Raw genomic sequence first — 23,559 nt, 5'->3', positions numbered from 1 at the left:
ACCGGGCAACCCGGCCCTGTGGACAACTCTTGGCATGCTCACCGCCCGTGCTCCGCCCAACTGCCGTCGAGGACCTGGTCCGTACTCCGCCCAACTGCCGTCGATGTCCTGGTCCGTGCGCCGTCCGACCGCCACCGATGACCTGGCCCGTGTTCCGTCCAACCGCCGCCGAGAACCGGCCAGTACGCCAGTACGCCGTCCAACTCCGCCGAGAGCCCGGTCAGTGCGCCGTCCAACCACCGTCGAGGACCAGCGACGTACCGGTGACGAACGAGGCCGACGGGCTGCACAGGTAGGCCACCGCCTCCGCGACCTCCTCCGGTTCGATCAGCCGTTTGACGGCGCTGTCCTGGAGCAGTACCTCGGACAGCACGCGCTCTTCCCGGATCCCGTGCGTCCGTGCCTGGTCCGCGAGTTGCTTCTCCACGAGGGGTGTCCGCACATAGCCCGGGTTCACGCAGTTCGAGGTGACTCCGTGCGGGGCGCCCTCGAGGGCCGCGGTCTTCGAGAGCCCTTCGAGTCCGTGCTTCGCGGCGACGTACGCCGACTTGAACGCGGAGGCGCGCAGCCCGTGGACCGACGACACGTTGACGATGCGCCCCCAGCCCTGGGCGTACATCCGGGGCAGTGCCCCGCGGATGAGCCGGAACGGGGCCTCGAGCATCACCGTCAGCACGGTGTGGAAGACCTCGGGCGGGAACTCCTCCAAGGGGCGCACCAGTTGCAGCCCCGCGTTGTTGACGAGGACGTCGGTGCCGGTGGCGGCCCGCTCGGCCGCGTCCAGGTCGGTGAGGTCGAGGACCAGCGGCTCGACGCCACCCGCGAGGCCCTGTGCCGCGCCGACGAGGGTGTCGAGGCCGTCGGAGTCCCGGTCGACCGCTCTCACCTCGGCCCCGGCGGCGGCCAGCCGCAGCGCACAGGCGCGGCCGATGCCGCTTGCGGCACCGGTGACGAGAGCGGTGCGTCCGCGGAGGTCGAGGGCGAAGGCTTCGGAGCCCGGAAGGGCGCGGGGCGGGGGCGGGGTCATATGTCGACTCTAGGAAGCGGCCACATGCGGCTCTATATGGCCGCCCCCCACACTTCAGTCGGAACTCGTGGATTCGAACCACGTGGGTGCATCGGACAGCGCCTGCTTGATCCGGAACTTCTGACCTTCCCGCATCTCCGGGAGCGCGTCCACGTGGAACCAGCCGACCTGCAAGGACTCGTCGTCGTTCACGGCCGCCTCTCCCCCGACGGCCCGGCACCGGAGCGTGACGTCCATGAACTGGCAGATGTCACCGTTGTCGAAGGTGACCGGCTTCCCGGACCTGACGAGGACGACCCGCTCGGCCACGCACCGCACGGCCGCCTCCTCGTACACCTCGCGTACGGCGCAGTCCGCCGGCTGCTCACCAGGGTCGGGCATGCCGGTGATCACCGTCCATTCCCTGTTGTCGGCGCGCTGGCAGAGCAGCACTCTGCCCTCGTCGTCGAAGACGACGGCGCTGACGCCGGGAAGCCAGAGCAGTTGCTGACCGGCGGAGGCCCGGATGGTCCGGATGAATTCGGGAGTAGCCATGGGCCGACCCTAGCGGGCGGCCTCGGTCACGTCCTGCTCCTCGGTCACGTCCTGCTCGTCGGCGCGCACGTCCTGGTCGTCACCGCTCCCGCGACGACCGCGCGCCGCCGACGTCACTGCCCAGCCGAGCCCGCAGGCGGCGACGAGTACGAGGAGCAGTTCGGGGAGGGTGCCGAGCCGAGTGGCGGGGGTCTCGTAGGAGCGCAGCGGCACCTTCTGGACGAGCGAGTCGGCCACGAACATCCCGGTCCGCTGGGTGATCTTCCCGTCCGGCATGATGATCGCACTGACACCGCTGGTCACCGGCACCGTGACGGTGCGGCTGTGTTCGACGGCGCGCACCCGGGACATGGCGAGCTGCTGGTAGGTCATCTCGCTGCGGTCGAAGGTCGCGTTGTTGCTGGGCACCGAAATCAGTTGCGCGCCTTCGGTGACCGTGGAGCGCACGGTCCAGTCGAAGGCCGCTTCGTAGCAGGTGACGAGCCCGACCTTGGCGTCCGCCATGGTGAACACGCCGGGCTCGTGGCCTCGGCTGAAGTCCTGGCGCACCATCGACGTCCAGTTCTTGTTGATGACATCGAGCAGGGAGCGCAGCGGAAGGTACTCGCCGAACGGCTGTACCTGCCGCTTGTCGTAGGTGTCGACGGGCCCCTTGTCCGGGTCCCACAGGATCTGCTCGTTGTACATCTTGCCGTCGCGCTCGACGACGGCGCCGACCGAGATCGGCGCGCCGATGGCCTGCGCGGCGCCCTGGATCACGGCGGCGGCGTCGACGTTGGCGAAGGGGTCGATGTCGGAGGAGTTCTCCGGCCACAGGACGAGGTCGGGCCGCGGCGCCTTGCCCGCCTCGACCTTCGCGGCCAGGCGCTCGGTCTCGCGCGCGTGGTAGTCGAGGACGGCGCGCCGCTGGGCGTTGAACTCGAGCCCGGAGCGCGGCACATTGCCCTGGACGACCGCGACGGTCGTGGTGCCGTGCTCGGCCTTGTCGCTGACCAGGGAGCGCGCGGCGAGAGCGCCCACGAGCGGAACGGCCAAGCTCAGCAGGGCCGTGAGGGCGGCGCCGCGCCGCAGCGTGCCCCCGGCACGCCGCCCGTCGACGGCCACGCGCACGATCTCGTAGAGCCCGAAGCCGCACAGCACGACCGCGAAGCCGATTACCGGGGTGCCGCCCACCGCGGCGAGCGGCAGGAACACTCCGTCCGCCTGCCCGAAGGCGATCTTGCCCCAGGGGAAGCCGCCGAACGGCGCACGTGCGCGTGCCGCTTCTCCCGCGATCCACAGGGTGGCTGCCCACACCGGCCAGGCGGGCAGCCGGGAGACCAGGGTGATGCCCGCGCCGACCAGCGCGACGAAGAGCGCCTCCACGGCGACCAGGGCGAGCCAGGGGCCGGAGCCGACCTCGACGCCGGTCCATACGAGCAACGGCAGCAGGAAGCCGAGGCCGAACAGGTAGCCGAGGCCGAGGCCTGCCTTCCAGGTGCGGTCGCGCAGGGTCCAGCCGAAGAGGGCGAAGGCCGGGAGGGCCAGCCACCACAGGGTCCGGGGCGGGAAACTCACGTAGAGCAGCACTCCGGAGAGCGCCGCGACGGCGGCCGGGACGAGGCGGCGTACCCGGCGGGCACCACGGAGTGCGGGTGCGGCCTGGGGTTCGAGCTGTTCCGGCTCGCCCACGGAAGGTGCGGTGACGGTCACCCGGGGAGTGTACGGTGCGTGACCAGGCCGCGGACAGCGCGGGCAGCTCGGCCCTTCCGGGCCCGCGCCCCTCTTCCCCGGCGCCCCGCCTTCTGATGACCTGTTCGCAACCCCCTCTGACGCATCGTTTCTGCACGACTCGTCCACAACACGGCGCAACACCGTTACCGTGTGCCCGAGCTTCGAACGTGCGGCCGGTTGCGGCCGGGACGGTCGGGGCCCGTCACAGGGGGGCGGCGGGGTGAGATCCACGGGGACAGGGCCCGCGGCCGAGGCCGCGGAGACACAGGACGAGAGTCGCAACACCGCGGATGCGACGGGCCTCCTGGTGCTCGGCGCCTGCGCGGCCTGGTCACTGATCACGGCCGCCGCACAGGGAGGCCGACCCGAGGGCGTGCTGCTGGCGGTGCTCGCGGTCGCCGCCGGTTACGCGTCGGGCCGGATCTTCGGGGCGCTGCTGCCGCTGACCGCGCCCGCCGCGGGGGCGTTCGCCGGGCTGGGACTGGCGATCGCCGCCCCGCGCGTCACGGCCGCGCCGCAGTTCGTCGCACCGCTCGGGCACAACGGCGCGAGTGCCGCGCTGCTGACGTTGGCCACGGGGGCGGGGTGCTGCGCCGCGTGGGCGGCCCGTGCGCCGTGGCCACGCCTCGCTCTGAGGGCGTCGGCCGCAGGCATCGTGGTGGCCGCGGCGGCTCTCGGCTCGACGACGGGGCTGGTCGCCTCCGCCGTCGTGCTGCTGTGCTCGCTCGCCGCCGCGCGGCTGCGCCACCGCGGCCCCGCGCTCGTAGGGCTCGCGCTCGTCGCGGCGACGGTGACCGGAGCGATCTGGGCGATCGCCGAGGACGTACTGCCGGACGGCCCGACCACCTTCCTCGGCGACCGGCTGACCGCGCACCGGGTCCTGCTGTGGCGCGACGCCCTCGCCCTGGCCCACCACGATCCGGCGCTCGGCGCGGGCCCGGGACGCTTCGGCGAGCTGAGCCCCACCACGGCGCAGACGCTCCTGCCCGACGGCAAGCCGCACTCCGCACCGCTCCAGCAGGCGGCCGAGCAGGGACTGGTCGGCGTGGCGCTGCTCGCCGCGGTCTACTGCTGGGCCCTGTACGCCCTGTGGCGGACATCACGGCCCACGCCGGTCGCGCTGACGGCGGGTGTCTCGCTGACGGCGCTGGTGGTGATCGCGTCGGTCGGCAACGCGCTCAGCTTCACGACGGTGACGGTGGGGGCGGGCCTGCTGGCCGGATTCGCCACGGCTCGTCCACTCGGGAGCGAGGAAGGGGAGAGAGGAGAAGAAGGGAAGCGGGAGTCCGGGAGGGCCGGGCCGCAAGAGGAGTGACGTCAGTGCGCGGCGCCGGGCAGGCTCGGCCGCAGCCGGGCGCGGATGACCCGTACCGCCGACTCGGCGTTGTCCACGGTGATCGTGAACGTATGGCCGTCCCAGAGGCGCAGCACGAGACCTTCACCACGCCGTACGACGACGGCCGTCCCCTTCTCGGGCCGCCAGCGATAGCCCCATCCGCCCCACTGACACGGGGTGACCCGGGGAGCGAAGTCGGCGCCCGCGACCTGGGCGAGGGGGATACGGCGGCGCGGCAGACCGATGTGGCCGCAGCGCACCTCCAGGGTGTCCTCGTCCACCTTCACGGCGACATGCACGAACGCCAGCGTGCCGAAGAGGACCAGCAGTCCGGCGGCGATGCAGCCCACGACGGACATGACGAGCGGGGCGACGCCGGACGTCCACGCGGAGTCGACGGCCAGTTCGATACCGAGCGCCATGCAGGCGGCACCGACGAGGGCGAGCAGCCACTGGACTCGGTTGGTCGCGCGCCCCGTCCACACCTCGGGGTGCGGGGCGGTGTCGCCATCGGGATGGTCCCTCATGCCCTCGAGGGTACCGACGTTCCGCATCGCGGGCACGGGGTCGCGCAACGTCACCGATGCGAGCGGCAGTCCGAGCGACGGCAGGGGCGATCCCGAACGCGGGTCAGCGCGCGGGGCTGACCGCCGACAGCAGCCTGCCCTCCGCGTACGCCAGCGCCGCGGGCGGCAGCGCTGCCTCGCGCCCGCTGAGCAGCACCGTCATCCCGCCGTCGGCGGACGCCGTCGGTGCAGGTTCCACACCGAGTCGGCGCATGGCCTGGGCCGCGACCGCCCCGGCGGAACCGTGCAGGACGAGCGGCGGACGGTCCGGGCGCTGGACGGCGGCGCGGATGCGGTCCGCGACCAGTTCGTAGTGGGTGCAGCCGAGGACGAGCGTCGTCACCTCGGCCGGAGTGCGCGCCGCGGCGGCGGCGACGGCCGCGTCGATCGCCGCCTCGTCCGCGTGCTCCACGGCGTCGGCGAGCCCGGGGCACGGCACCTCGGCGACCTCCACCCCGTCCGCGAACTCGCGGATGAGACCGCGCTGGTAGGGGCTGCCGGTGGTGGCCGGCGTCGCCCAGATCGCGACCGGGCCGCCACCGGCGGCGGCCGGCTTGATCGCCGGGACCGTGCCGATGACCGGAAGGCCGGGTTCGAGCAGGGCGCGCAGGGCGGGCAGGGCGTGTACGGAGGCGGTGTTGCACCCGACGATCAGTGCCTCGGGCCGATGTGCGGCGGCGGCCTCGGCGACGGCGAGGGCGCGCTGGGTGAGGTCCTCGGGGGTGCGAGGTCCCCAGGGCATCCCGTCGGGGTCGAGGGAGAGCACGAGGGTCGCGTCGGGCCTCAGACGCCGTACTGCGGCAGCAGCGGGTAGCAAGCCGATTCCGGAGTCCATAAGCGCGATCTTCACGCGGCAACCATAGTCGATGGCCTCGAACCGGCCCGCGTGGTGGTGCAGACTGCGGGGGGTGACTGCCCTTGTGTGGATCGCCGTCGTGTCTCTGGTCGCCTGGTTGTGGCTGCTGCTCGGCCAGGGCTTCTTCTGGCGTACGGATCTGCGGTTGCCGCCGCGCCGGGAGCCCGGCTCCTGGCCGTCCGTCTGTGTCGTGGTACCGGCGCGCGACGAGGCCGCCGTACTCCCCGACAGCCTCCCGTCGTTGCTCGCGCAGGACTATCCCGGACGTGCCGAGGTCTTCCTGGTCGACGACGGCAGTTCGGACGGAACCGGGGAGCTGGCCCGTGAACTGGCGCGGCGGCACGGCGGACTTCCGCTGACCGTCGGCTCCCCCGGCGAACCGCCCGCGGGCTGGACGGGCAAGCTGTGGGCCGTGCGTCATGGCATCGCTCTCGCACGCGCGCGTGAGCCCGAGTACCTGCTCCTGACGGACGCGGACATCGCCCACGCGCCCGACAGTCTGCGGGAGCTGGTCGCCGCCGCGCACGGCGGCGGCTTCGATCTCGTCTCGCAGATGGCCCGGCTGCGGGTGGAGAGTGTGTGGGAACGGCTGGTCGTACCCGCGTTCGTGTACTTCTTCTCCCAGCTCTATCCCTTCCGCTGGATCGCGGTGCGGGGCTCGCGCACCGCGGCGGCGGCGGGCGGCTGTGTACTGCTGCGCGCCGACGCCGCCGAACGGGCGCGGATTCCCGACTCGATCCGTCAGGCCGTCATCGACGACGTGGCGCTCGCGCGGGCGGTCAAGACGAGCGGTGGCCACATCTGGCTGGGGCTCGCCGACCGGGTCGAGAGCGTGCGCCCCTATCCGCGGCTGCACGACCTGTGGCGGATGGTCTCGCGCAGCGCGTACGCCCAGTTGCGGCACAGTCCGCCGCTGCTCCTCGGGACGGTGCTCGGACTGGCTCTCGTCTATCTCGTGCCGAGCGCGGCCCTGGTCGCCGGGATCGTCACCGGCGATGTGGCGGCGATGGTGGTCGGCGGGCTGGCGAAGCTGGTGATGACGGTGACGTACCTGCCGATGCTGCGCTACTACCGTCAACCGGCGTGGCTCGCGCTGTCGTTGCCGTTCACCGCGGTCCTCTATCTGCTGATGACCGTCGATTCGGCGGTGCAGCACTACCGGGGGCGTGGTGCGGCCTGGAAGGGCCGCACCTACGCGCGTCCGGACGCCGCGTTCGAGGAGCGGTGAGCGGGCCGGTCACTTGCGGCCGGGGGTCCAGTTCATGCCCCACGCGTAGGCGTGGTCGATGGTGCGTTGGGGGCTGACGCCGCGGTCCGGCACGAGGTAGCGGGCCTCGCGCTGGACGACGAGGTCGCCTCCGGTGTTCGTGATGAGCGCGAGCGCGCACACCGTCGAGGGCACCGTGCACTCGTCGAGGGAGAACTCGACGGGTGCGCCGTGCTGGGGCTGGAGGGTGACCGTGGCGTGCAGGTCGGCGAAGGAGCGGGCGCCTTCGTAGATGGTCACGAAGATCAGGATGCGCCGGAAGTTCCGCTGGTGGTCGAGGTTGACGGTGAGGTTCTCCCCGCTCTCCACGGCTCCGGTGCGGTCGTCGCCGTCGAGGTGGATGTACGGCGGCTGGTGCAGGGCCCCGAAGGCATTGCCGAGGGCCTGCACGACTCCCTTGCTGCCGTCGGTCAGTTCGTACAGGGCGCACAGGTCGAGGTCGAGGTCCGCGTGCTGGGCCACCGCCCGGCCGCGCTTGGTGCCCCAGCCCGAGAACTGCTTGCGTGTCTGCCAGTTGAGGTTCACGCGCAGGGCGCCGGAGGTGCCGCCCTGCTTGGTCAGCGAGACCGAGGGGGCGTGTTTGGTGAGAGTGACCTTGGTGAGGCGTACGGGGGCCGGGGGTACGACCGGCGGAACGGGCGGCGGAGGCGGCACGGCCCCGGGCGCGACGGCCGGGGGCGGAGGCATGGTGACCGGGGGCGGCGGGGCCATGGTGACCGGAGGAGGAGGCAGGGTGGCCGACGCGGATGGCTGCGGCGCCGCGTGCTGCGGTTCGTCCACCGTGATCCCGTAGTCCGTGGCGAGGCCTTCCAGTCCGCTGCTGTACCCCTGCCCGACGGCGCGGAACTTCCAGGCTCCCTGGCGGCGGTAGAACTCCCCGAGCACGAAGGCGGTTTCGACGCTCGCGGCGGGGTCGAAGCGGGCCACCTCGGTGCCCCGCTGCGCGTCGAGCACCCGGATGTACAGGCCGGGCACGCGTCCGAACGGTCCGCCGTCGGCGGAGGCGGCGAGCACGATGGTCTCGATGGCGGGCTCCACGCGCGCGAGGTCGACGAGGAGCGTGTCCGTCACCTGGTCGCCCGCCTTCCGCTTGCCCTCGTGACGCACCGAACCGGAGGGATGCGCGGGCTGGTTGTAGAAGACGAAGTCGCCGTCGCTGCGGACCCGTCCGGCGGCCAGCAGCAGCGCCGAGGCGTCCGCGTCGGGCACACCGGGTCCGGCGCGCCACCCCAGTTCGACCCGTAGAGCCGTTGTCGGTACCTGAACGTTGGATCCCTTGGGCATCGACATGGCCGCCCCCTCACATGTCACCGCGCCGAGGCCGCGCCCCGGGCAGTCGGTCGTTTCCGTCGCGGCCAACCTATTCCTTCCGCGCCCCCGAACTCCCCTGACCCGTAGCGGAAGACGAGGGAGACGACCGCGGACGACCCGCAAGAACATGGCCCTTACACGATCTAAACATCATTTGCCGCCCTATTTCACCAAGTTCGCTCGGATTAGCGATCTCAGGTCGCAACGGACACGACAAACAACCCTCTGATCGGTCTCCCCAACCACCACATCGTGGGCTTACCTTATGTGCCATGACCTCCCCCCGCTCCACCTACGGCGGCGGCTATCACTCCGCGTCGCCCTTCCGGGACACTCCGATCTACGACTCGCTCGTCGCCGAACGGGGAACGCCTCAGATCGCCCCGATCCGTGTCTCCTCCCCGTACGAGACACCGGCCGCCCATCTGCCCGCACTGCCGTCGGCGCTGCCCGCGCTGCCGGCCGCGCCGTCTCCGCAGCCGCCCGCCTACGGCTACCCGCAGCCGCCACAGCCCGCGGCGCCGCAGCAGGCTCCCACGGCGTACATCCCGCAGCAGACGGGCCCCCGCGGCTATCCGGGACCCCAGCCGGGGCTCCAGCCGGCGCCCCCGCCGCACCCGATGGGCGCGGGCACGGGCTACGAGGCGATGCGCCCCGCCGCGCCGCGCCCGGCCCCCGCCCCGGCTCCGATGCCGTACCCGGACCCGTACAACAACGGGCAGCAGTACCGCGGATACTGATCCACCTCTCGGCAGGAGGCTGTCGGTGCCCGATGGCACCATGGGCCTCATGCCGACACCAGCGCTGCAGTCGATTCACGTTCACCCGGTCAAAGCACTGCGCGGTCACGCACTTCGCGAAGCCGCGGTGGAGCCATGGGGGCTGGCCGGGGACCGGCGCTGGGCGGTGATCGACGACGAAGGCAAGCTCGTCACCCAACGCGAGTGTCCGCGCCTGGCCTTGGCCGCCGCCGAACCTCTGTCCGGCGGCGGCCTCCGCTTGTCCGCGCCCGGTCCGGAGCCGCTGAGCGTCGCCGTGCCCGACGGTGTCGGCACGCGGACCGCGACGTGGAACAGCGAGAAGATCCAGACGGTTCCCGCCGCCGCCGAGGCGAGCCGGTGGTTCAGCGCGTACCTCGGCGCGGACGTCACCCTCGTCCATCTCGACGACCCCGCCACGCGCCGCCGGCTCGCCGACTGGGCGCACGAAGACCCGGACCAGACGGTCAGCCTGGCCGACGCCTATCCCCTGCTGATCACCACCCTCGCCTCGCTCGACGCCCTCAACTCACTGATCGCGCAAGGCGATCACCCCGAGGAGGGCCCGCTGCCCATGAACCGCTTCCGGCCGAACGTCGTGCTGTCCGGCACCGCGCCCTGGGCCGAGGACGACTGGCAGCGCCTCGCGTTGGGCGACGTCGTCTTCCGGGCCGCCAAGCCCTGTGGCCGCTGCGTGGTGACGACGACCGACCAGAGCACCACCGAGCGCGGCAAGGAACCGCTGCGCACCCTCGCCCGCCATCACCGCATCGGCCACCGCCTGGTCTTCGGACGGTACGTGGTCCCGCAGACGCCCGGCACGATACGGGTCGGCGACCCGGTCACGATCCTGGAGTGACGGGGCGGATCCACAAACGGAGCACGGGTGGGAACCAGGGCCACGGGCACGGTCGTTGGGTGTGCATGAGACGTTCATGAGAGACCCGCGGGACGCGAGAGGGAGGTGCCCTCTCCCGTCCTGCCGCCCGGGGTGAACGGCGGCGGCGCGGGGCTGTCAGGGACGAAGAAGGGGGATACGGGGCGGTGCGTGCAATCGGGGGGCTCTGGCGTTGGCGCGGCAATCCGCTGCGCCGTACGACCGATCTGGTCGAAGCCTGGGTGGCGCTCGCCTCCCTGGTGCTGATCCTTGCCTTCGCGCCCCTCGCCGGGGTCGTGACGGGATCGCGCGTCCAGGACTCCCTGCAACGGTCGGTACGGGAACAGCAGCGCACCCACCACCTCGTGACGGCCACGGTCGTGGAGAAGCTCGGCCGCGGCCTGCTGGACCCGGATCCGTCGAGTACGTCGACGCGCGACACCCGCAATCGTGTACTCGCCGACTGGACCGGGGCCGACGGCACCACACAGCAGGGCGCGGTCCTCACCGACCTCCGATCACCGCACCCCGGGGACCGGTTCACGCTCTGGACCGACGACCACGGCCGAATAGCCGACCGGCCGCTGGACCGCGCCACCGCGACAACGCACGCCGTGCTGGCGGGTGTCGGTGCCGCCGCGCTGGTCGTGGCCTTCGCCGAGACCTGCCGCCGGTTGATCGTCTGGAGCCTGGTCCGGCGTCGGTACGCGCGGTGGGACCAGGCCTGGGAGAAGGCGGGCCCCGACTGGGGCCGGACGGGCACGGGCAGTTGATCGCCTTCGGGCTCCGGTCAACCACCCGCCGTCCCGCACGCTACGGTGGACCGGCCGGACTCTCGGGCTGTTCGGCATCTTCGCGAGAACCCGCGTGAGTACGAGGTGGGGGCACAGCAACGCCATGGCACAGGGCACGGTCCAGGTGACGCACACCGGAACATCGCGGTGGCGACGCCGCACGGGCGAGTACCCCTCGCTCACCGCCGCTCTGGAGGCCGCGGGTGACGGGGACGTGCTCACCATCGCGCCGGGGATCTACCGGGAGAACCTGGTCGTCCAACGGGCGGTGAGGCTGCGCGGATCCGAGGGCTCCCCCGGTTCGGTGCGCATCGCGCCGGTCGACGGCGTCCCGCTGACCGTGCGGGCCTCCGCGGTGGTCCAGGACCTGCACATCGAGGGCCAGGACTCGTCCGCGCCCGCGCTGTTGGTCGAGGAGGGCACGCCGGAGCTGGTGGACGTGCGGATCATGACGCGGTCCGCGGCCGGCATCGAGGTCCGCGCGGGCGCCCGCCCCACGGTCCGGCGGTGCACCGTCGACAACCCCGCCGGTATCGGCATCGCGGTCGTGGACGGCGCGGGTGGCGTCTTCGAGGAGTGCGAGGTGCTGGCCGCGGCCCAGTCGGGCGTCGCGGTCCGCGGCGGAGCCCACCCCCGGCTGGAGCGCTGCCGCGTGCACCACACGTCGGGCGCGGGGCTGTCGGCCACCGGTGAGAACTCCTCGCTGGAAGCGGTCGGTTGCGAGGTGTACGAGGTCCGGGGCTCGGGTGTGCGGATCGCGGGGCATGCCGCGGCGCATCTGACGGACTGCGAGGTGCACCGCACGACCGCGGACGGCATCACGCTGGACACGGACGCGGTGCTGACGCTGGCCGACTGCCGGATCCACGACATCCCGGAGAACGCGGTCGACCTGCGGTCCCGCTCGGTGCTCACGCTGACGCGTACGACGGTGCGGCAGTTCGGGCGCAACGGCCTGTCGGTGTGGGACCCGGGCACGCGGGTGGACGCCAACCAGTGCGAGATCTCCGACAGTACGGGCGACTACCCGGCGGTGTGGGTCAGCGACGGCGCGACGACGGTGCTCGACGCCTGCCGGGTGCACGACGTGCCGGACGCCCTGTTCGTCCTCGACCGCGGCTCCCGCGCGGACGTCGTGGACAGCGACTTCGCTCAGGTGCGCAACACAGCGGTGTCGGTGAGCGACGGCGCCATAGCGCAACTGGACGACTGCCGGATCCGGGAGGCGTCGACCGGCGCCTGGTTCCGGGACCACGGCAGCGGCGGCACGCTGTCCAACTGCACCATCGACGGCACACAGACCGGTGTGATCGTCACCAAGGGCGCCGACCCCACCGTAGAGCGCTGCACCGTGACCTCGCCGTCCGAGGCGGGCTTCTACGTCTCCGCGGGCGGCCGGGGCAGCTTCCTGAACTGCCGGGTCACCGACAGCGGCGGCTACGGCTTCCATGTGATCGACGGCTGCCGCGCCACGCTGCGGAAGTGCCGTACGGAGCGGTGTGCGCGCGCGGGTTACGAGTTCGCGGACGGCGGACCGAGCGCGCCCGGCGGCGGCAGCGCGGTGGTGGAGGACTGCACCAGCGACGAGAGCGCCGGGCTGCGGCCCCCGGTGGTCCGGGAGACCGCCGCGCAACCGGCGAGCGGGTCCCTGGGCCTGCTGGGCTCCATCCCCGGCCAGCGGACCGGCGAGCGGGAGCCGGTGGTCGAGGCCACGCGGACGCCGGAGCAGCCCGCGCGCGCGTCGGCGGACGTGCTCGGCGAACTCGACGCGCTGGTGGGCCTGGAGAGCGTCAAGCGCGAGGTGCGCGCCCTCACGGACATGATCGAGGTGGGGCGCCGTCGGCAGCAGGCGGGCCTGAAGGCGGCGTCCGTGCGGCGGCATCTGGTGTTCACGGGCTCCCCCGGCACCGGCAAGACGACGGTCGCCCGGCTGTACGGGGAGATCCTGGCCTCGCTCGGCGTGCTGGAGAAGGGGCACCTCGTGGAGGTGTCGCGGGTCGACCTGGTCGGTGAGCACATCGGCTCCACCGCCATCCGCACCCAGGAGGCCTTCGACCGGGCGCGCGGCGGTGTGCTGTTCATCGACGAGGCGTACGCGCTCTCGCCGGAGGACTCCGGGCGTGACTTCGGGCGCGAGGCGATCGACACCCTGGTGAAGCTGATGGAGGACCACCGGGAGGCGGTCGTGGTGATCGTCGCGGGCTACACGGCCGAGATGGAGCGGTTCCTGTCGGTCAACCCCGGGGTGGCCTCCCGCTTCTCGCGGACCATCACCTTCGGCGACTACGACCCCGAGGAGCTGCTGCGGATCGTGGAACAGCAGGCCGAGGAGCAGGAGTACCGACTGGGCCCGGGGACGGCCGAGGCCCTGGTGAAGTACTTCACGGTGCTCCCGAAGGGGCCCGCGTTCGGCAACGGCCGTACCGCACGCCAGACCTTCGAGGCCATGGTGGAGCGGCACGCGGGCCGGGTCGCCCAACTGACGGAGCCGAGCACGGACGACCTGTCGCTGCTCTACCCGGAGGACCTGCCCGAACTGCCCTGAGCGGCCTCACCCGGCCGCGGTCCTGGCAGCCCCGACCGCAGCCGCGCGAGCAGCCGCTCGCGTTCCTCGGCGAAGGCCGGATCGGCCTGGTAGTCGCCGTGTCCGAGGATCGGGGCGGGCAGCGGGTGCTCCTGGGTGCGGCCGGACACCAGCGGGTCCTTCAGCGGCGCCCGGTCCACCTGCGGACCGCACTCGCCGGGCAGCAGGATCGGGCCGCCGATGGGGTCGGTGAGGCGGTGGAGGTTGCGCCAGCAGTCGACCTCGCGGTGCAGGGAGCTGAGCGCGGCCCGGCCGAAGTACGCGGGGAACCAGCGCCCGTAGAGCCGCTCCAGCGGTGAACCGTAGGTCAGGAGGGCCACCCGTCTGCGTACGGAGGGTTCGAGCTGCCAGGCCGCGGCTGCCGCGAGGACGCTGCCCTGGGAGTGGCCGGAGAGGACGAGCCGCCCGCCCGTGCTCCGCGTCCACGTGGCCATGCGCCAGGTCAGGTCGGGCACGGCGCGCTCGGCGTAGCAGGGCGGGGCGAACGGATGGGCCGCGCGCGGCCAGAACGTGCCGACGTCCCACAGGATGCCGATGGTGCGGCGCGCGGACGGGTCCTTGTAGGCGCGGCGCCCCGAGGTGACGAAGAGGAGGAAGCCGATACCGATCAGCCAGGAGCCGAGCGCCTGCGCGGCCTCGGCGCAGCCCTGGAGGACGGGTCGGGTGCCGTGCGCGGCGCCGTTCGGCGTGTCCCCCGTGGCGAAGGCGCCCACCAGGGCCGCCGCGCCCAGCAGCAGCGTCACGGCGGAGGTGATGCCGACGACGCGCGGGGCCCGGTCGGTGAGGCTCGCCATCGCGCGGGTGCTCGCGATGCGCAACGTGCGGGCCGGGTCCATGGGTTCGCCCGGGTAGTCGGCTTCGACGGCGGCCTTCTCGGTGCGGCGCAGCAGCAGGGCGCGCCGGACCAGCCGGCCGACGACGGCCAGCAGGACGAGCAGCAGCGGCGGGATCACGGACGCCTGCCAGGTGAGCAGGACGGGTGGGCCGGCCAGGCTGTGCCCGGTGCCGTCCAGCCAGTCGGCGACCCGCTGGGCCACGCCGCCGGTCATCACGCCGCCGAGCGCGCAGGCCAGCATCGCCACGGCGGGTCCGGCCAGTCCGCGCATCGCGGCGCGGGCGTCCGGGCGGGCGCGGTGCAGGACATGGGCGACGACGCCGAGCGCGACGACGAGGAGGCCCTGCGCCAGGGTGATCGTGCCGAACGTCGCGTCGCCCGCGAGCCGTCCCGTCGAACGCCAGCCGGGGCGCGCCCAGCCCGCGTACACCAGGGTCAGGACGAGCACCGCGAGCGCGATCAGCGGCAGCACGCGCACCAGTACGCGGTCGAGTTCCTGGTCGAGCAGGTTCTCGGTGCGGCCCCGGCGGCACACCACCCACACCACGACCACCGCGCTGCCGAGGAGAGTTGCCTCCAGGAGTCGGCTGAGCACCTCCAGCGCGACGGAGTCGTGGCCCTGGTCGTAGTGCGCGGCGGGGCGGCTGAGCACGGCCGCGACGGTCAGGAACCCCGCGGCGGTGTGCGCGGCCCGCAGCCGGGCCACCAGCCGCCGCCCGTACCAGAAGCCGGGGCTGCCCAGCCCCGCGCGGTGAGTCTCCTCGTCGGGTTCGGAGCGCGGGGCGAGCGGTCGCTGTGACTCGTACGCGCTCCAGGTGCGCCGGGAGAGGTACCAGAGCAGGCCGGTGAGTGCGAGGGGCACGAGCGAGGCCAGGGCGAGGCGCCGCCCCGGCAGGCTCCACCAGCCGTCGCCGGAGACGGCGGGCGAGAGGAAGCCGAGCCAGGAGTGGCGCTCGGCGCAGGCCCGTGAGCCCGCGCACTGCCAGACGGCCAGGTCGAGGGCGACTTCGCAGGCGGCGGCGACCAGCAGCACCGTGAGCGTGAGGCCGACCAGGCGGACGAGCACGCCGTACAGGCGCACCCATCGTCGGTGGTCGCTCGTCGTGGGGTGCATCCAGTGCGCCAGGTTGGCCACCATGAAGGGCAGCAGCAACAGCCACAGGGCGCGGGCGGCGTTCCCGGAGGTGAGGTTGCACCAGACGTACGCCTCCGGGATCGGCCCGTCCCGCTGGTCCCGCGGGTGCTGTTCCGCGTCGGCGTCGTCGGCGCGTCGGTAGACGGCGGCCGTCTTGTCGCCGGTGACCCGGACCGTGCGGGGATCGCCCAGCATCTCCTCGGGAGTGGTGCCGCCGACTCCATGGACCAGGAGTTCCAGGGTCGCTCCGGACTCTTCGGACGGCTGTCTCGCGCCGTCGCGTTCTTCCTTGTGTTCCTGTGTGAGATCCACTGGTCTGCATCCCCCGCGCGCGGACGGTACGGCATGCGCAGGCACAGGATCTCCGCTCTCGTGGGGGTGCACACCTGTTGCCCCGCAAATCTCCCCGATATGTGTGACGGATGGCGGAAAGCGGTCCGTGCTTCGACCGCGGTGGCTCGCCGGGGTGGCTCCCGGAGGCATGGGCGGTGGCGCGATGGGGGACGGCGCGTGCGAGGATGAGGCTTCCTCGGCAAGGACGGCGGGACATGGTCTCGTCGGAGCCGCTGTGCCACGAAGTATCGGGCATGAATCGGATGAATGGGAGCGGAGCGGACGTGAGTGAGAATCAGCACCTCCTCGCGGAGCAGCGCCGTGCCCTGATCCTGGACGAGGTGCGGCGGCGCGGCGGTGTCCGCGTGAACGAGCTGACGCGCAAGCTCAACGTCTCCGACATGACGATCCGTCGCGATCTCGACGCGCTAGCCCGCCAGGGGATGCTGGCGAAGGTGCACGGCGGCGCGGTGCCGGTGGTCGAGGCCAGTACGCACGAGCCGGGGTTCGAGGCCAAGTCGGGCCTGGAGCTGACGGCCAAGGAGGACATCGCGCGGGCCGCGGCCGAACTGGTCGCGCCGGGCAGGGCGATCGCGCTGTCCGGCGGGACGACGACGTTCGCGCTGGCCCAACACCTCCTCGACGTACCGGATCTGACCGTCGTCACCAACTCGGTGCGCGTGGCCGATGTCTTCCACTCGGCGCAGCGCACCTCGGGCCAACGGCAGGGCGCGGCCACGGTGGTGCTGACCGGCGGGGTGCGGACGCCGTCCGACTCGCTGGTGGGACCCGTGGCCGACCAGGCGATCGCCTCGCTCCACTTCGACGTGCTGTTCCTCGGGGTGCACGGCATATCGGTCGAGGCGGGCCTGTCGACGCCGAACCTGGCGGAGGCCGAGACCAACCGGCGGCTCGTGCAGTCGGCGCGGCGGGTCGTGGTGGTCGCCGACCACACCAAGTGGGGCACGGTGGGCCTGAGTTCGTTCGCTGCGCTGGAGCAGGTCGACACGCTGGTGACCGACGCCGGACTGCCGGCCGAGGCGCGGGCGGAGGTCTCGGACCACCTCAGGCAGCTCGTGATCGCCGGAGAGCCCGGGGAACCCGGCGAGCCCGGAGAGTCCGGAGAGTCCGGGGAAGCTACGGGCGCCTGAGTGACCGGTCCGGCCGTCGGGCCGAGGGCCGGTCGTCAGTCCGGCCACACCCCCGTCGCCAGCAGCGACTCGATCGCCGCCGTGTACGGGGTGATGTCCAGGCCTTGCTCGGCGAGCCACGCGTCCGAGTAGTACTTGTCCAGGTAGCGGTCGCCGGAGTCGCACAGCAGGGTCACCACGCTGCCCGTGCGGCCGTAGGCGACCATCTCCGCGACGATCTTCAGCGCGCTCCACAGGCCCGTGCCGGTCGAGCCGCCCGCCTTGCGGCCGATGGCCGCTTCGAGGGCCCGGAGCGCGGCGACGGTGGCGGCGTCCGGGACCTTCATCATCCGGTCGATGGCGGCCGGTACGAAGCTGGGCTCCATCCGGGGCCGGCCGATGCCCTCGATACGCGAGCCGCGCTCGCACGTGACATCGAGATCACCGGCCGTCCATCCCTCGAAGAAGCACGAGTTCTCGGGGTCGGCGACGCACACGCGGGTGTCGTACTGCATGGAGTGGGCGTAGCGGGCGATGGTCGCCGAGGTGCCGCCGGTGCCTGCCGTGGCGACGATCCAGGCGGGCTCGGGGAAGCGCTCCAACTCCAACTGGCGGAAGATGGATTCGGCGATGTTGTTGTTCCCGCGCCAGTCCGTGGCCCGTTCCGCGTAGGTGAACTGGTCCATGTAATGGCCGCCGGTCTCCGCCGCGAGGGCGGCCGAGGCCTCGTACATCTTGCGCGAGTCGTCCACGAAGTGGCACCGCCCGCCGTGGAATTCGATGAGGCGGCACTTCTCGGCGCTCGTCGTACGCGGCATGACCGCGATGAACGGCACGCCGATGAGCTTCGCGAAGTAGGCCTCGGAGACGGCCGTGGAGCCGCTGGAGGCCTCGATCACCGGGCGGTCCGGGCGGATCCAGCCGTTGCACAGGCCGTACAGGAACAGGGAGCGGGCCAGGCGGTGCTTGAGGCTGCCGGTGGGGTGGGTCGACTCGTCCTTGAGGTAGAGGTCGATGCCCCAGTGCTCGGGCAACGGGAAGCGCAGCAGGTGAGTGTCGGCCGAGCGGTTGGCGTCGGCCCGGACCTTGCGGACGGCCTCCTTGAGCCAGGCCCGGTACTCCGCGTCGCTGCGGTCGACGTCGAGGGTCCCACCGCAGTGGGTCGGCTGGGTCGGCCGGGGAGTGCTCACGCCAGGGCTCCTTACGGGAATGCGGCTACGCCGTGTTCGCGCGGTCGGACAGCTTGATGATAAGCAGGGCTTGGCGCAATTCCTGTTTGCATAAACGATGCTTTGGGCGGCTCAAAGGTGTTCCTGCGGCGTGCGGCGATCGCGGCGGGCGTGCGGCAGGCCGGGGCGGGGGCGCGTCCACGCGTGTGCGCCCGAGCGCCCGGTGTGACCCCGTCGTGCGCACTGGTGCCCGGCGCCGGGTCCGGGCACACTGCACGGCACGGGACGACGATCGGGCACACCGCACGGCACAGGACGACGATCGGGCCGACGGAACCCGCGCGGGACACGGGCCCGTACGGGGTGCAGACTGGACGCGAGCGAACTCGATCGGGCCGTGCCGGATCGTGTCCCACCGCGGATCCGGACCGGGCACAGCCGAAGGCGCAAGGGGGCGGACATCATGGCGGAACCGGAGTTCACGGCCACGGGTGTGCGGATCGGGAAGAGGCTGCGGTCGCTCACCCGGGCCGGGCAGGTGCGGATCAGTGACGGCAGGCTGCGGCTGCTCACCAGCTACGGCAGCGAGATCGACAGCGCGCCGGTCCAGGCGGTGCGCGCGTCGAGGCCGTGGTTCGCGCCGGAGGACAAGGCGTTGGCCGATCTCAACGGCACCCGCTACTCACTGACGCTCGGCGACCGCGACCCCTCGCCGGGACAGTCGGGGCCCCCTTCGGCGCGGCGGTTCATCGAGGCGGTGCGCAGGGCGGCCGGGCACGGCGGTTGACGGAGCGCGGGCGGGCACGGACGCCTGTCGTCTCACGCGAGTTGCGGGACACCATCGCATAGGTCACGCTGGTCTCACATCACTCTGGGTTTACCGGCGATCACGCTGAAGAACCAGCCCGCCGGTCAGGACAGCGGGCGGCCCTCGTGCGAAGCCGTTCCGCACCAGGCGGCCGGAGCACTCAGCCGCACAGCAGGCGGCATGCATGTCCGGCCATCCTGCTGGATCCGTTCTCCGTCTTCTTCCGGACCTCAATTCGGGGAGTCGCAGCCGTGATCAGCCAGCCAAGCAGGCAGTACACGGTGGAGCTCCAAGCCCTGCCGTCGCGGATCGGTCAGGTCCGCAGAATCGTATCGGCGCACTTGCGCTACTGGCATCTCGATCCGTTGATCGACCGGGCGGCGCTCGGTGTGACGGAGCTGTTGACCAACGTCCACCTGCATGCCCGGCCCGACAAGACCTGCACCGTGGAGATGGAACTGCTGCTCGACCGGCTGACCGTCTCCGTGCACGACCACGACCCTCGCCTGCCGGTGGTGCGCGAGGTGGATCTCTCCGCCACCTGCGGACGCGGGCTCGCGATGGTCGCGGCGGTGGCCGACAGTTGGGGAGCGCAACCGGACGGCGACTCGGGCAAGGTCGTCTGGTTCACGCTTCCGGCGCGCGTCTCCACCCCGACCAGGCCGATACGCGGTGTCACCCCGTACGACGGTGTCACCCCGTACGACCTGGCGCTGGAGCCGCCCGCCCCGGGACACGCGGTCGACGATCATCGGCCGCGTCACGCTCCCGCCCGGTCCGCCGTCGTCGGCTGACCGGGCGGTGAGCACCTTCGCGTGACGCGCCTCGCCAGGGCGCTCAGAGGCCACAGGCCACTCAGGGGCCACACGTCACTCAGTGGTCACACGCGCCGACGACGGCCCTTCTCCTGGTGCGGGACGGTCTGCGCCGCGCCCGGGAACGTCGGCTTCGGCAGCTTCGCCGCCTCCGCCTTCGCCCTTGTCAACTGCTCGGCGGTGTCGTCGGGGAGCGCGGGCGGGCGGGAGCCGGCGTCGCGGAAGCGGAAGGCGCTCGTGAGGTCGCCGAAGGTACGGCGCCGCCACGCGCTGATGTTCGGCTCCGCCACCCCGGTGAACCGCTCCAGGAACCGCAGGGCGGAGGTGTGGTCGAAGGCCTCGGAGGCGACCCAACCACCCACCGTCCAGGGCGAGATGATGAGGGTCGGGACGCGGAACCCGGCGCCGATCGGCTGGCCCTGGATGTACTCGTCCGGGGTACCGGGCGGTGCGGTCGGCGGGGCCACGTGGTCGAACAGGCCGTCGTTCTCGTCGTAGCTGAGGATGAAGGCGGTCTTGCGCCACACCTTCGGGTTCGACGCGATCGCCTCGATCTTCGAGGCCACGAAGTCGGCACCGGCCGCCGGAAGATAGTCGGGGTGCTCCGACTGCAGGCTCGTCGGGATGAGCCAACTCACCGCCGGGAGACGATCAGCGCGGGCGTCGTCCTCGAACGTACCCTCGGGCTGCGGGCGTACGCCGCGCTCGTACAGCTCGGAGCCCGGCTTGGCGTTCTTGAACGCGGCGAACCGTTCGAGCATGTTGCAGCCGTAGTTGTCGTTCTGCTGGTACACCTTCCAACTGACGCCCGCCGCCTGGAGTCGTTCGGCATACGTCGTCCAACGGTACGGAGTCGGCGCGGCGTTGCTGATGACCGGACCGCCCCGGGTGCCGCCCGGGTCGATCGAACCGGTCATCCACATCAGGCGGTTGGGCCACGTGGGGCCGAGCACCGAGCAGTAGGAGTGATCGCAGATGGTGAAGGTCTCGGCGAGGGCGAACTGGAACGGGATGTCCTCGCGTGTGTAATACCCCATCACATAGGGCCCGTTGACCCCGTCGGCCTTGCGGTGGGCGGGCAGCCACTGGTCCATCTTGCCGCCGTTCCACGCCTGGTGCTGCACGGACCAGGCATGGCTGGTGGACGGGATGGCCTGCGCGTTCGAGGTATGGGTGTCGAGATGGAAGGGCAGCAGATAGCCCTTCGGGTTCTCGGCATCGGGCTGGTAGAACACGGACCGTCCGCCCGCCAGCTTGAGGGCGCGCGGGTCGTCGAAGCCCCGGACCCCCGCCAGAGTGCCGAAGTAGTGGTCGAACGAACGGTTCTCCTGCATCAGCAGGACGACGTGCTCGATCTCGTTCAACGAGCCGCGCCGGGGCGGCTCGGCGGCAACGGCCTTCTGGACACTCGGTGGAAGAAGGGAGAGCGCCGCGGCGCCGCCCAGCGCGCCCGCGGCCGAACCCAGAAGTCTACGACGCGTCAACTCAGCCACTCTTTGCCCCCTTGTCGAGCGCGAGAACTCACGAAGTGACGGACCGTCAGATCATCCTGACGGGCCGCCGATCATTCTCTGCCCAGACCGTGCGGGGCAAATCAGAGACTGATGGTGAACATGTGTCCGATGAGGAGAAAGGGGGCGGACCATCTGTTATCGCCAACATCCGTGTGCCGTAGACCCGTTGCGCTCAGGTCAGTGCCGCCAGCGGATCGTCCAGCACGGGCTGCCAGGCCACCTCGGCCGCGCCCACCAGACTGCTGTGGTCCAGCGTGCAGGCGAGGATGGGGACGCCGCCGCTGCGGCCCCACAGGCTCCGGTCGGCGACGACGGCGCGCAGCCGCTCGGGGGCGGCCTCGAACAGAGCGCGGTGCAGCCCGCCGAGGATGATGCGGTCGGGGTTGAGGATGTTGACCAGCCCGGCGAGACCGAGGCCCAGCCGCTCGATCAGCTTCTCGACGGCGGTGCGCACCGCCGGGTCGGCCGGATAGCGCGTACGGATCAGGTCGACCGCCTGCTGGAGCTGTGAGACCTCGGGGCCTTCGGCGCGGCCGGCCGCCATGAGGAACGCGGGCGGGTCCGTCTCCACGTCCAGACAGCCGCGGCTGCCGCAGTGACAGGGGTGCCCCTCGGGACGGACGGTGAGGTGCCCCACCTCCAGGGCCAGCCCCGAACTGCCCGTGTGCAGACGGCCGTCGAGCACCAGCGCACCACCGACACCCCGGTGCCCGGTGGCCACGCACAGCAACTGGCGGGAGCCGCGGCCCGCGCCGTGCCGGTGCTCGGCGAGCGCGGCCAGGTTGATGTCGTTGGCGGCGAAGACGGGCCCGGTGATGCCCGCGGCCCGCACCCGCTCGGCGAACACCTCGCGCACGGGCGCGCCCGCCGACCAGTCCAGATGCAGGGGGTTGAGCGCGAGGCCCTCGGGTTCGGTGACCGCGGACGGCACGGCGAGCCCGGCGCCCACACAGCGCCGCCCGGTCTGCCGCAGCAGTTCGGCGCCCGCCTCGACCACCGAGCCGAGCACCTTCGCCGGGTCGGCGCCGACGGTCCCGCAGCCGGGCGCGGTCGCCACGATCCGGCCGCCGAGCCCGACGAGCGCGGCCCGGAAGCCGTCGGCGTGCACCTGGGCGGCGAGCGCGACGGGCCCGTCCTCGGCGACCTCCAGCCGGTGCGAGGGGCGGCCCTGCGCACCGGCCGCGTTCGGGTGCGCGTCGACCCGGATCAGCCCGAGCGCCGCCAACTCGGCGGCGACCGCTCCGGCGGTGGCCCGGGTGATGCCCAGTTCCGCCGTGAGCACGGCACGCGTCGGCGCACGTCCGGTGTGCACCAGCTCCAACGCGGGTCCGAGCGCCCCGCGCCCCCGGTCCAGCCGCGTCCGTGTGGTCGCCGCGCGGGGGCCCGCCTTTCCGTTCATGAGGGCGAGTCTCCCATGATCCCTACCAGGGACGATCCCGGACCGCTCATCCCTTCCCGCCCGTCCCTTCCGAGGCCGGTCACAGGCCGCTGACCCGCAGCGTGATGTTCAGCCGCCCCGTCAGCCCCAGCTCGGGCGGCGCCGTTCCCGGATGCACGCGCGGCACCCCGTGGTAGGCGAGCCGTGCCGCGCCGCCGAAGACGAACAGGTCCCCGCTGCGCAGTTCGACGTCCGTGTACGGACGCGTCCGGGTCCGGGTGTTGCCGAAGCGGAAGACGCAGGAGTCGCCGAGGGTGAGGGAGACGACGGGGGCGTCCGACTTCTCGTCGCTGTCACGGTGCATGCCCATGTGGGCATCCGCGTCATAGAAGTTGATCAGCGCGATGTCGTACGGCTCGGCGGGCACCGCCCGGGGGCCGAGCGCGGCCCGGACCGCCTCACGGCCGAGGGCGGCCAGCCGGTCGGGCATCGGCTTGACGGGGGCGCCGTCGCCGTCGACGGCCGTGCGGGCGTATCCGTACGGATACCAGTGCCGGCCGAGGCAGACCTGCCGGGCGGTCATGGTGCCGCCGCCGGGAGTGCGCACCGTACGCAGACCGGCGGGCGGCCTGGCCCATTCCCGGCAGGCTTCGAGGAGGCGCCGTTGGCGGTCCGCGTCCAGCCAGTCCGGCACATGGACCGCGCCCGGCGTGATCTCCCTGCGGCTTCGCGGGAACAGCTCGGCGTCCATCACCCCATCATCACGTACCCCACAGCCAGGCGGGTGCCCGGCCCTTCTCCCCGGTCGCATAGCCTGGA

20 protein-coding genes are annotated in these 23,559 nt (G+C 72.2%); 9 read left to right on the top strand and 11 right to left on the bottom strand.

Annotated features, from left to right (window positions below; translation table 11 throughout):
* Positions 1–220 precede the first annotated feature (220 nt).
* The 3 genes from NGF19_RS06170 to lnt are packed head-to-tail and all read right to left on the bottom strand — an operon-like array spanning position 221 to position 3,253.
* Positions 221–1,027 carry a 3-hydroxybutyrate dehydrogenase gene (locus NGF19_RS06170; RefSeq protein WP_252422781.1) on the bottom strand — a complete coding sequence of 269 codons (807 nt, stop codon included), beginning with the start codon at positions 1,025–1,027 and terminating at the stop codon, positions 221–223.
* A 54-nt stretch (positions 1,028–1,081) separates the two neighbouring features.
* On the bottom strand, positions 1,082–1,561 hold the full coding sequence (locus NGF19_RS06165) for an NUDIX hydrolase (RefSeq protein ID WP_252422780.1): 480 nt from the start codon (positions 1,559–1,561) through the stop codon (positions 1,082–1,084).
* 9 nt (positions 1,562–1,570) lie between these two features.
* A complete protein-coding gene (lnt, locus tag NGF19_RS06160) occupies positions 1,571–3,253 on the bottom strand; it encodes an apolipoprotein N-acyltransferase (protein ID WP_252422778.1) in 1,683 nt (560 codons plus the stop codon).
* Between the two features lie 241 nt (positions 3,254–3,494).
* On the opposite strand from lnt, the gene NGF19_RS06155 reads away from it, so the two are divergent.
* Entirely contained in the window at positions 3,495–4,589 is a 1,095-nt protein-coding gene (locus NGF19_RS06155; RefSeq protein WP_252422771.1) for an O-antigen ligase family protein, read from the top strand.
* Positions 4,590–4,591: 2 nt separating this feature from the next.
* Here NGF19_RS06155 and NGF19_RS06150 read toward each other — a convergent pair whose 3' ends face one another.
* Both NGF19_RS06150 and NGF19_RS06145 read right to left on the bottom strand, forming a co-directional pair.
* Complete coding sequence (locus tag NGF19_RS06150) at positions 4,592–5,137, bottom strand: hypothetical protein (protein ID WP_252422770.1); 546 nt, start codon at positions 5,135–5,137, stop codon at positions 4,592–4,594.
* A 103-nt stretch (positions 5,138–5,240) separates the two neighbouring features.
* The gene (locus NGF19_RS06145; protein WP_252422769.1) at positions 5,241–6,026 is read right to left on the bottom strand and encodes a glutamate racemase; all 786 of its coding nucleotides are present in this window, start codon (positions 6,024–6,026) and stop codon (positions 5,241–5,243) included.
* A gap of 58 nt (positions 6,027–6,084) precedes the next feature.
* Here NGF19_RS06145 and NGF19_RS06140 point away from each other — a divergent pair, with 58 nt between their 5' ends.
* On the top strand, positions 6,085–7,260 hold the full coding sequence (locus tag NGF19_RS06140; protein ID WP_252422768.1) for a glycosyltransferase: 1,176 nt from the start codon (positions 6,085–6,087) through the stop codon (positions 7,258–7,260).
* A gap of 9 nt (positions 7,261–7,269) precedes the next feature.
* On the opposite strand, the gene NGF19_RS06135 is transcribed toward NGF19_RS06140, so the two are convergent.
* Entirely contained in the window at positions 7,270–8,583 is a 1,314-nt protein-coding gene (locus NGF19_RS06135; protein ID WP_252423203.1) for a TerD family protein, read from the bottom strand.
* A gap of 299 nt (positions 8,584–8,882) precedes the next feature.
* On the opposite strand from NGF19_RS06135, the gene NGF19_RS06130 reads away from it, so the two are divergent.
* The 4 genes from NGF19_RS06130 (at position 8,883) to NGF19_RS06115 (ending at position 13,584) form a co-directional block, all read left to right on the top strand.
* Positions 8,883–9,350, top strand: a complete 468-nt coding sequence (locus NGF19_RS06130; RefSeq protein ID WP_252422767.1) for a DUF6643 family protein — start codon at positions 8,883–8,885, stop codon at positions 9,348–9,350.
* 49 nt (positions 9,351–9,399) lie between these two features.
* Positions 9,400–10,227, top strand: coding sequence for an MOSC domain-containing protein (locus NGF19_RS06125; RefSeq protein ID WP_252422766.1), 828 nt, complete (start codon positions 9,400–9,402; stop codon positions 10,225–10,227).
* A gap of 185 nt (positions 10,228–10,412) precedes the next feature.
* On the top strand, positions 10,413–11,018 hold the full coding sequence (locus NGF19_RS06120) for an Rv1733c family protein (RefSeq protein WP_252422765.1): 606 nt from the start codon (positions 10,413–10,415) through the stop codon (positions 11,016–11,018).
* A gap of 124 nt (positions 11,019–11,142) precedes the next feature.
* Entirely contained in the window at positions 11,143–13,584 is a 2,442-nt protein-coding gene (locus tag NGF19_RS06115; RefSeq protein WP_252423201.1) for a right-handed parallel beta-helix repeat-containing protein, read from the top strand.
* Here the strand turns inward: NGF19_RS06115 and NGF19_RS06110 are convergent.
* Positions 13,554–15,905 (bottom strand): hypothetical protein, encoded by a 2,352-nt coding sequence (locus NGF19_RS06110; protein WP_372505589.1) that lies wholly within the window; start codon positions 15,903–15,905, stop codon positions 13,554–13,556. The genes NGF19_RS06115 and NGF19_RS06110 overlap by 31 nt on opposite strands.
* Positions 15,906–16,210: 305 nt before the next feature.
* Here NGF19_RS06110 and NGF19_RS06105 point away from each other — a divergent pair, with 305 nt between their 5' ends.
* Positions 16,211–17,077 carry a DeoR/GlpR family DNA-binding transcription regulator gene (locus NGF19_RS06105; protein WP_252422764.1) on the top strand — a complete coding sequence of 289 codons (867 nt, stop codon included), beginning with the start codon at positions 16,211–16,213 and terminating at the stop codon, positions 17,075–17,077.
* Between the two features lie 35 nt (positions 17,078–17,112).
* Here NGF19_RS06105 and NGF19_RS06100 read toward each other — a convergent pair whose 3' ends face one another.
* The gene (locus NGF19_RS06100; RefSeq protein WP_252422763.1) at positions 17,113–18,246 is read right to left on the bottom strand and encodes a PLP-dependent cysteine synthase family protein; all 1,134 of its coding nucleotides are present in this window, start codon (positions 18,244–18,246) and stop codon (positions 17,113–17,115) included.
* 442 nt (positions 18,247–18,688) lie between these two features.
* Here NGF19_RS06100 and NGF19_RS06095 point away from each other — a divergent pair, with 442 nt between their 5' ends.
* Positions 18,689–19,012 carry a hypothetical protein gene (locus NGF19_RS06095; RefSeq protein WP_252422762.1) on the top strand — a complete coding sequence of 108 codons (324 nt, stop codon included), beginning with the start codon at positions 18,689–18,691 and terminating at the stop codon, positions 19,010–19,012.
* Positions 19,013–19,284: 272 nt separating this feature from the next.
* Entirely contained in the window at positions 19,285–19,827 is a 543-nt protein-coding gene (locus NGF19_RS06090; protein WP_252422760.1) for an ATP-binding protein, read from the top strand.
* 86 nt (positions 19,828–19,913) lie between these two features.
* Here NGF19_RS06090 and NGF19_RS06085 read toward each other — a convergent pair whose 3' ends face one another.
* The 3 genes from NGF19_RS06085 to NGF19_RS06075 form a co-directional block, all read right to left on the bottom strand.
* Positions 19,914–21,341, bottom strand: coding sequence for an alkaline phosphatase family protein (locus tag NGF19_RS06085; RefSeq protein ID WP_252422758.1), 1,428 nt, complete (start codon positions 21,339–21,341; stop codon positions 19,914–19,916).
* 193 nt (positions 21,342–21,534) lie between these two features.
* A complete protein-coding gene (locus NGF19_RS06080) occupies positions 21,535–22,761 on the bottom strand; it encodes an ROK family protein (RefSeq protein WP_252422756.1) in 1,227 nt (408 codons plus the stop codon).
* Positions 22,762–22,840: 79 nt separating this feature from the next.
* Entirely contained in the window at positions 22,841–23,491 is a 651-nt protein-coding gene (locus NGF19_RS06075; protein WP_252422754.1) for an alpha-ketoglutarate-dependent dioxygenase AlkB family protein, read from the bottom strand.
* Positions 23,492–23,559: the final 68 nt, after the last annotated feature.

The organism is Streptomyces macrolidinus, from assembly GCF_023887685.1.
In the GTDB taxonomy this organism is placed as follows: domain Bacteria; phylum Actinomycetota; class Actinomycetes; order Streptomycetales; family Streptomycetaceae; genus Streptomyces; species Streptomyces macrolidinus.
The sequence above is the reverse complement of the archived record's forward strand: the minus strand, read 5'-3'. Positions and strand labels throughout refer to the sequence as shown.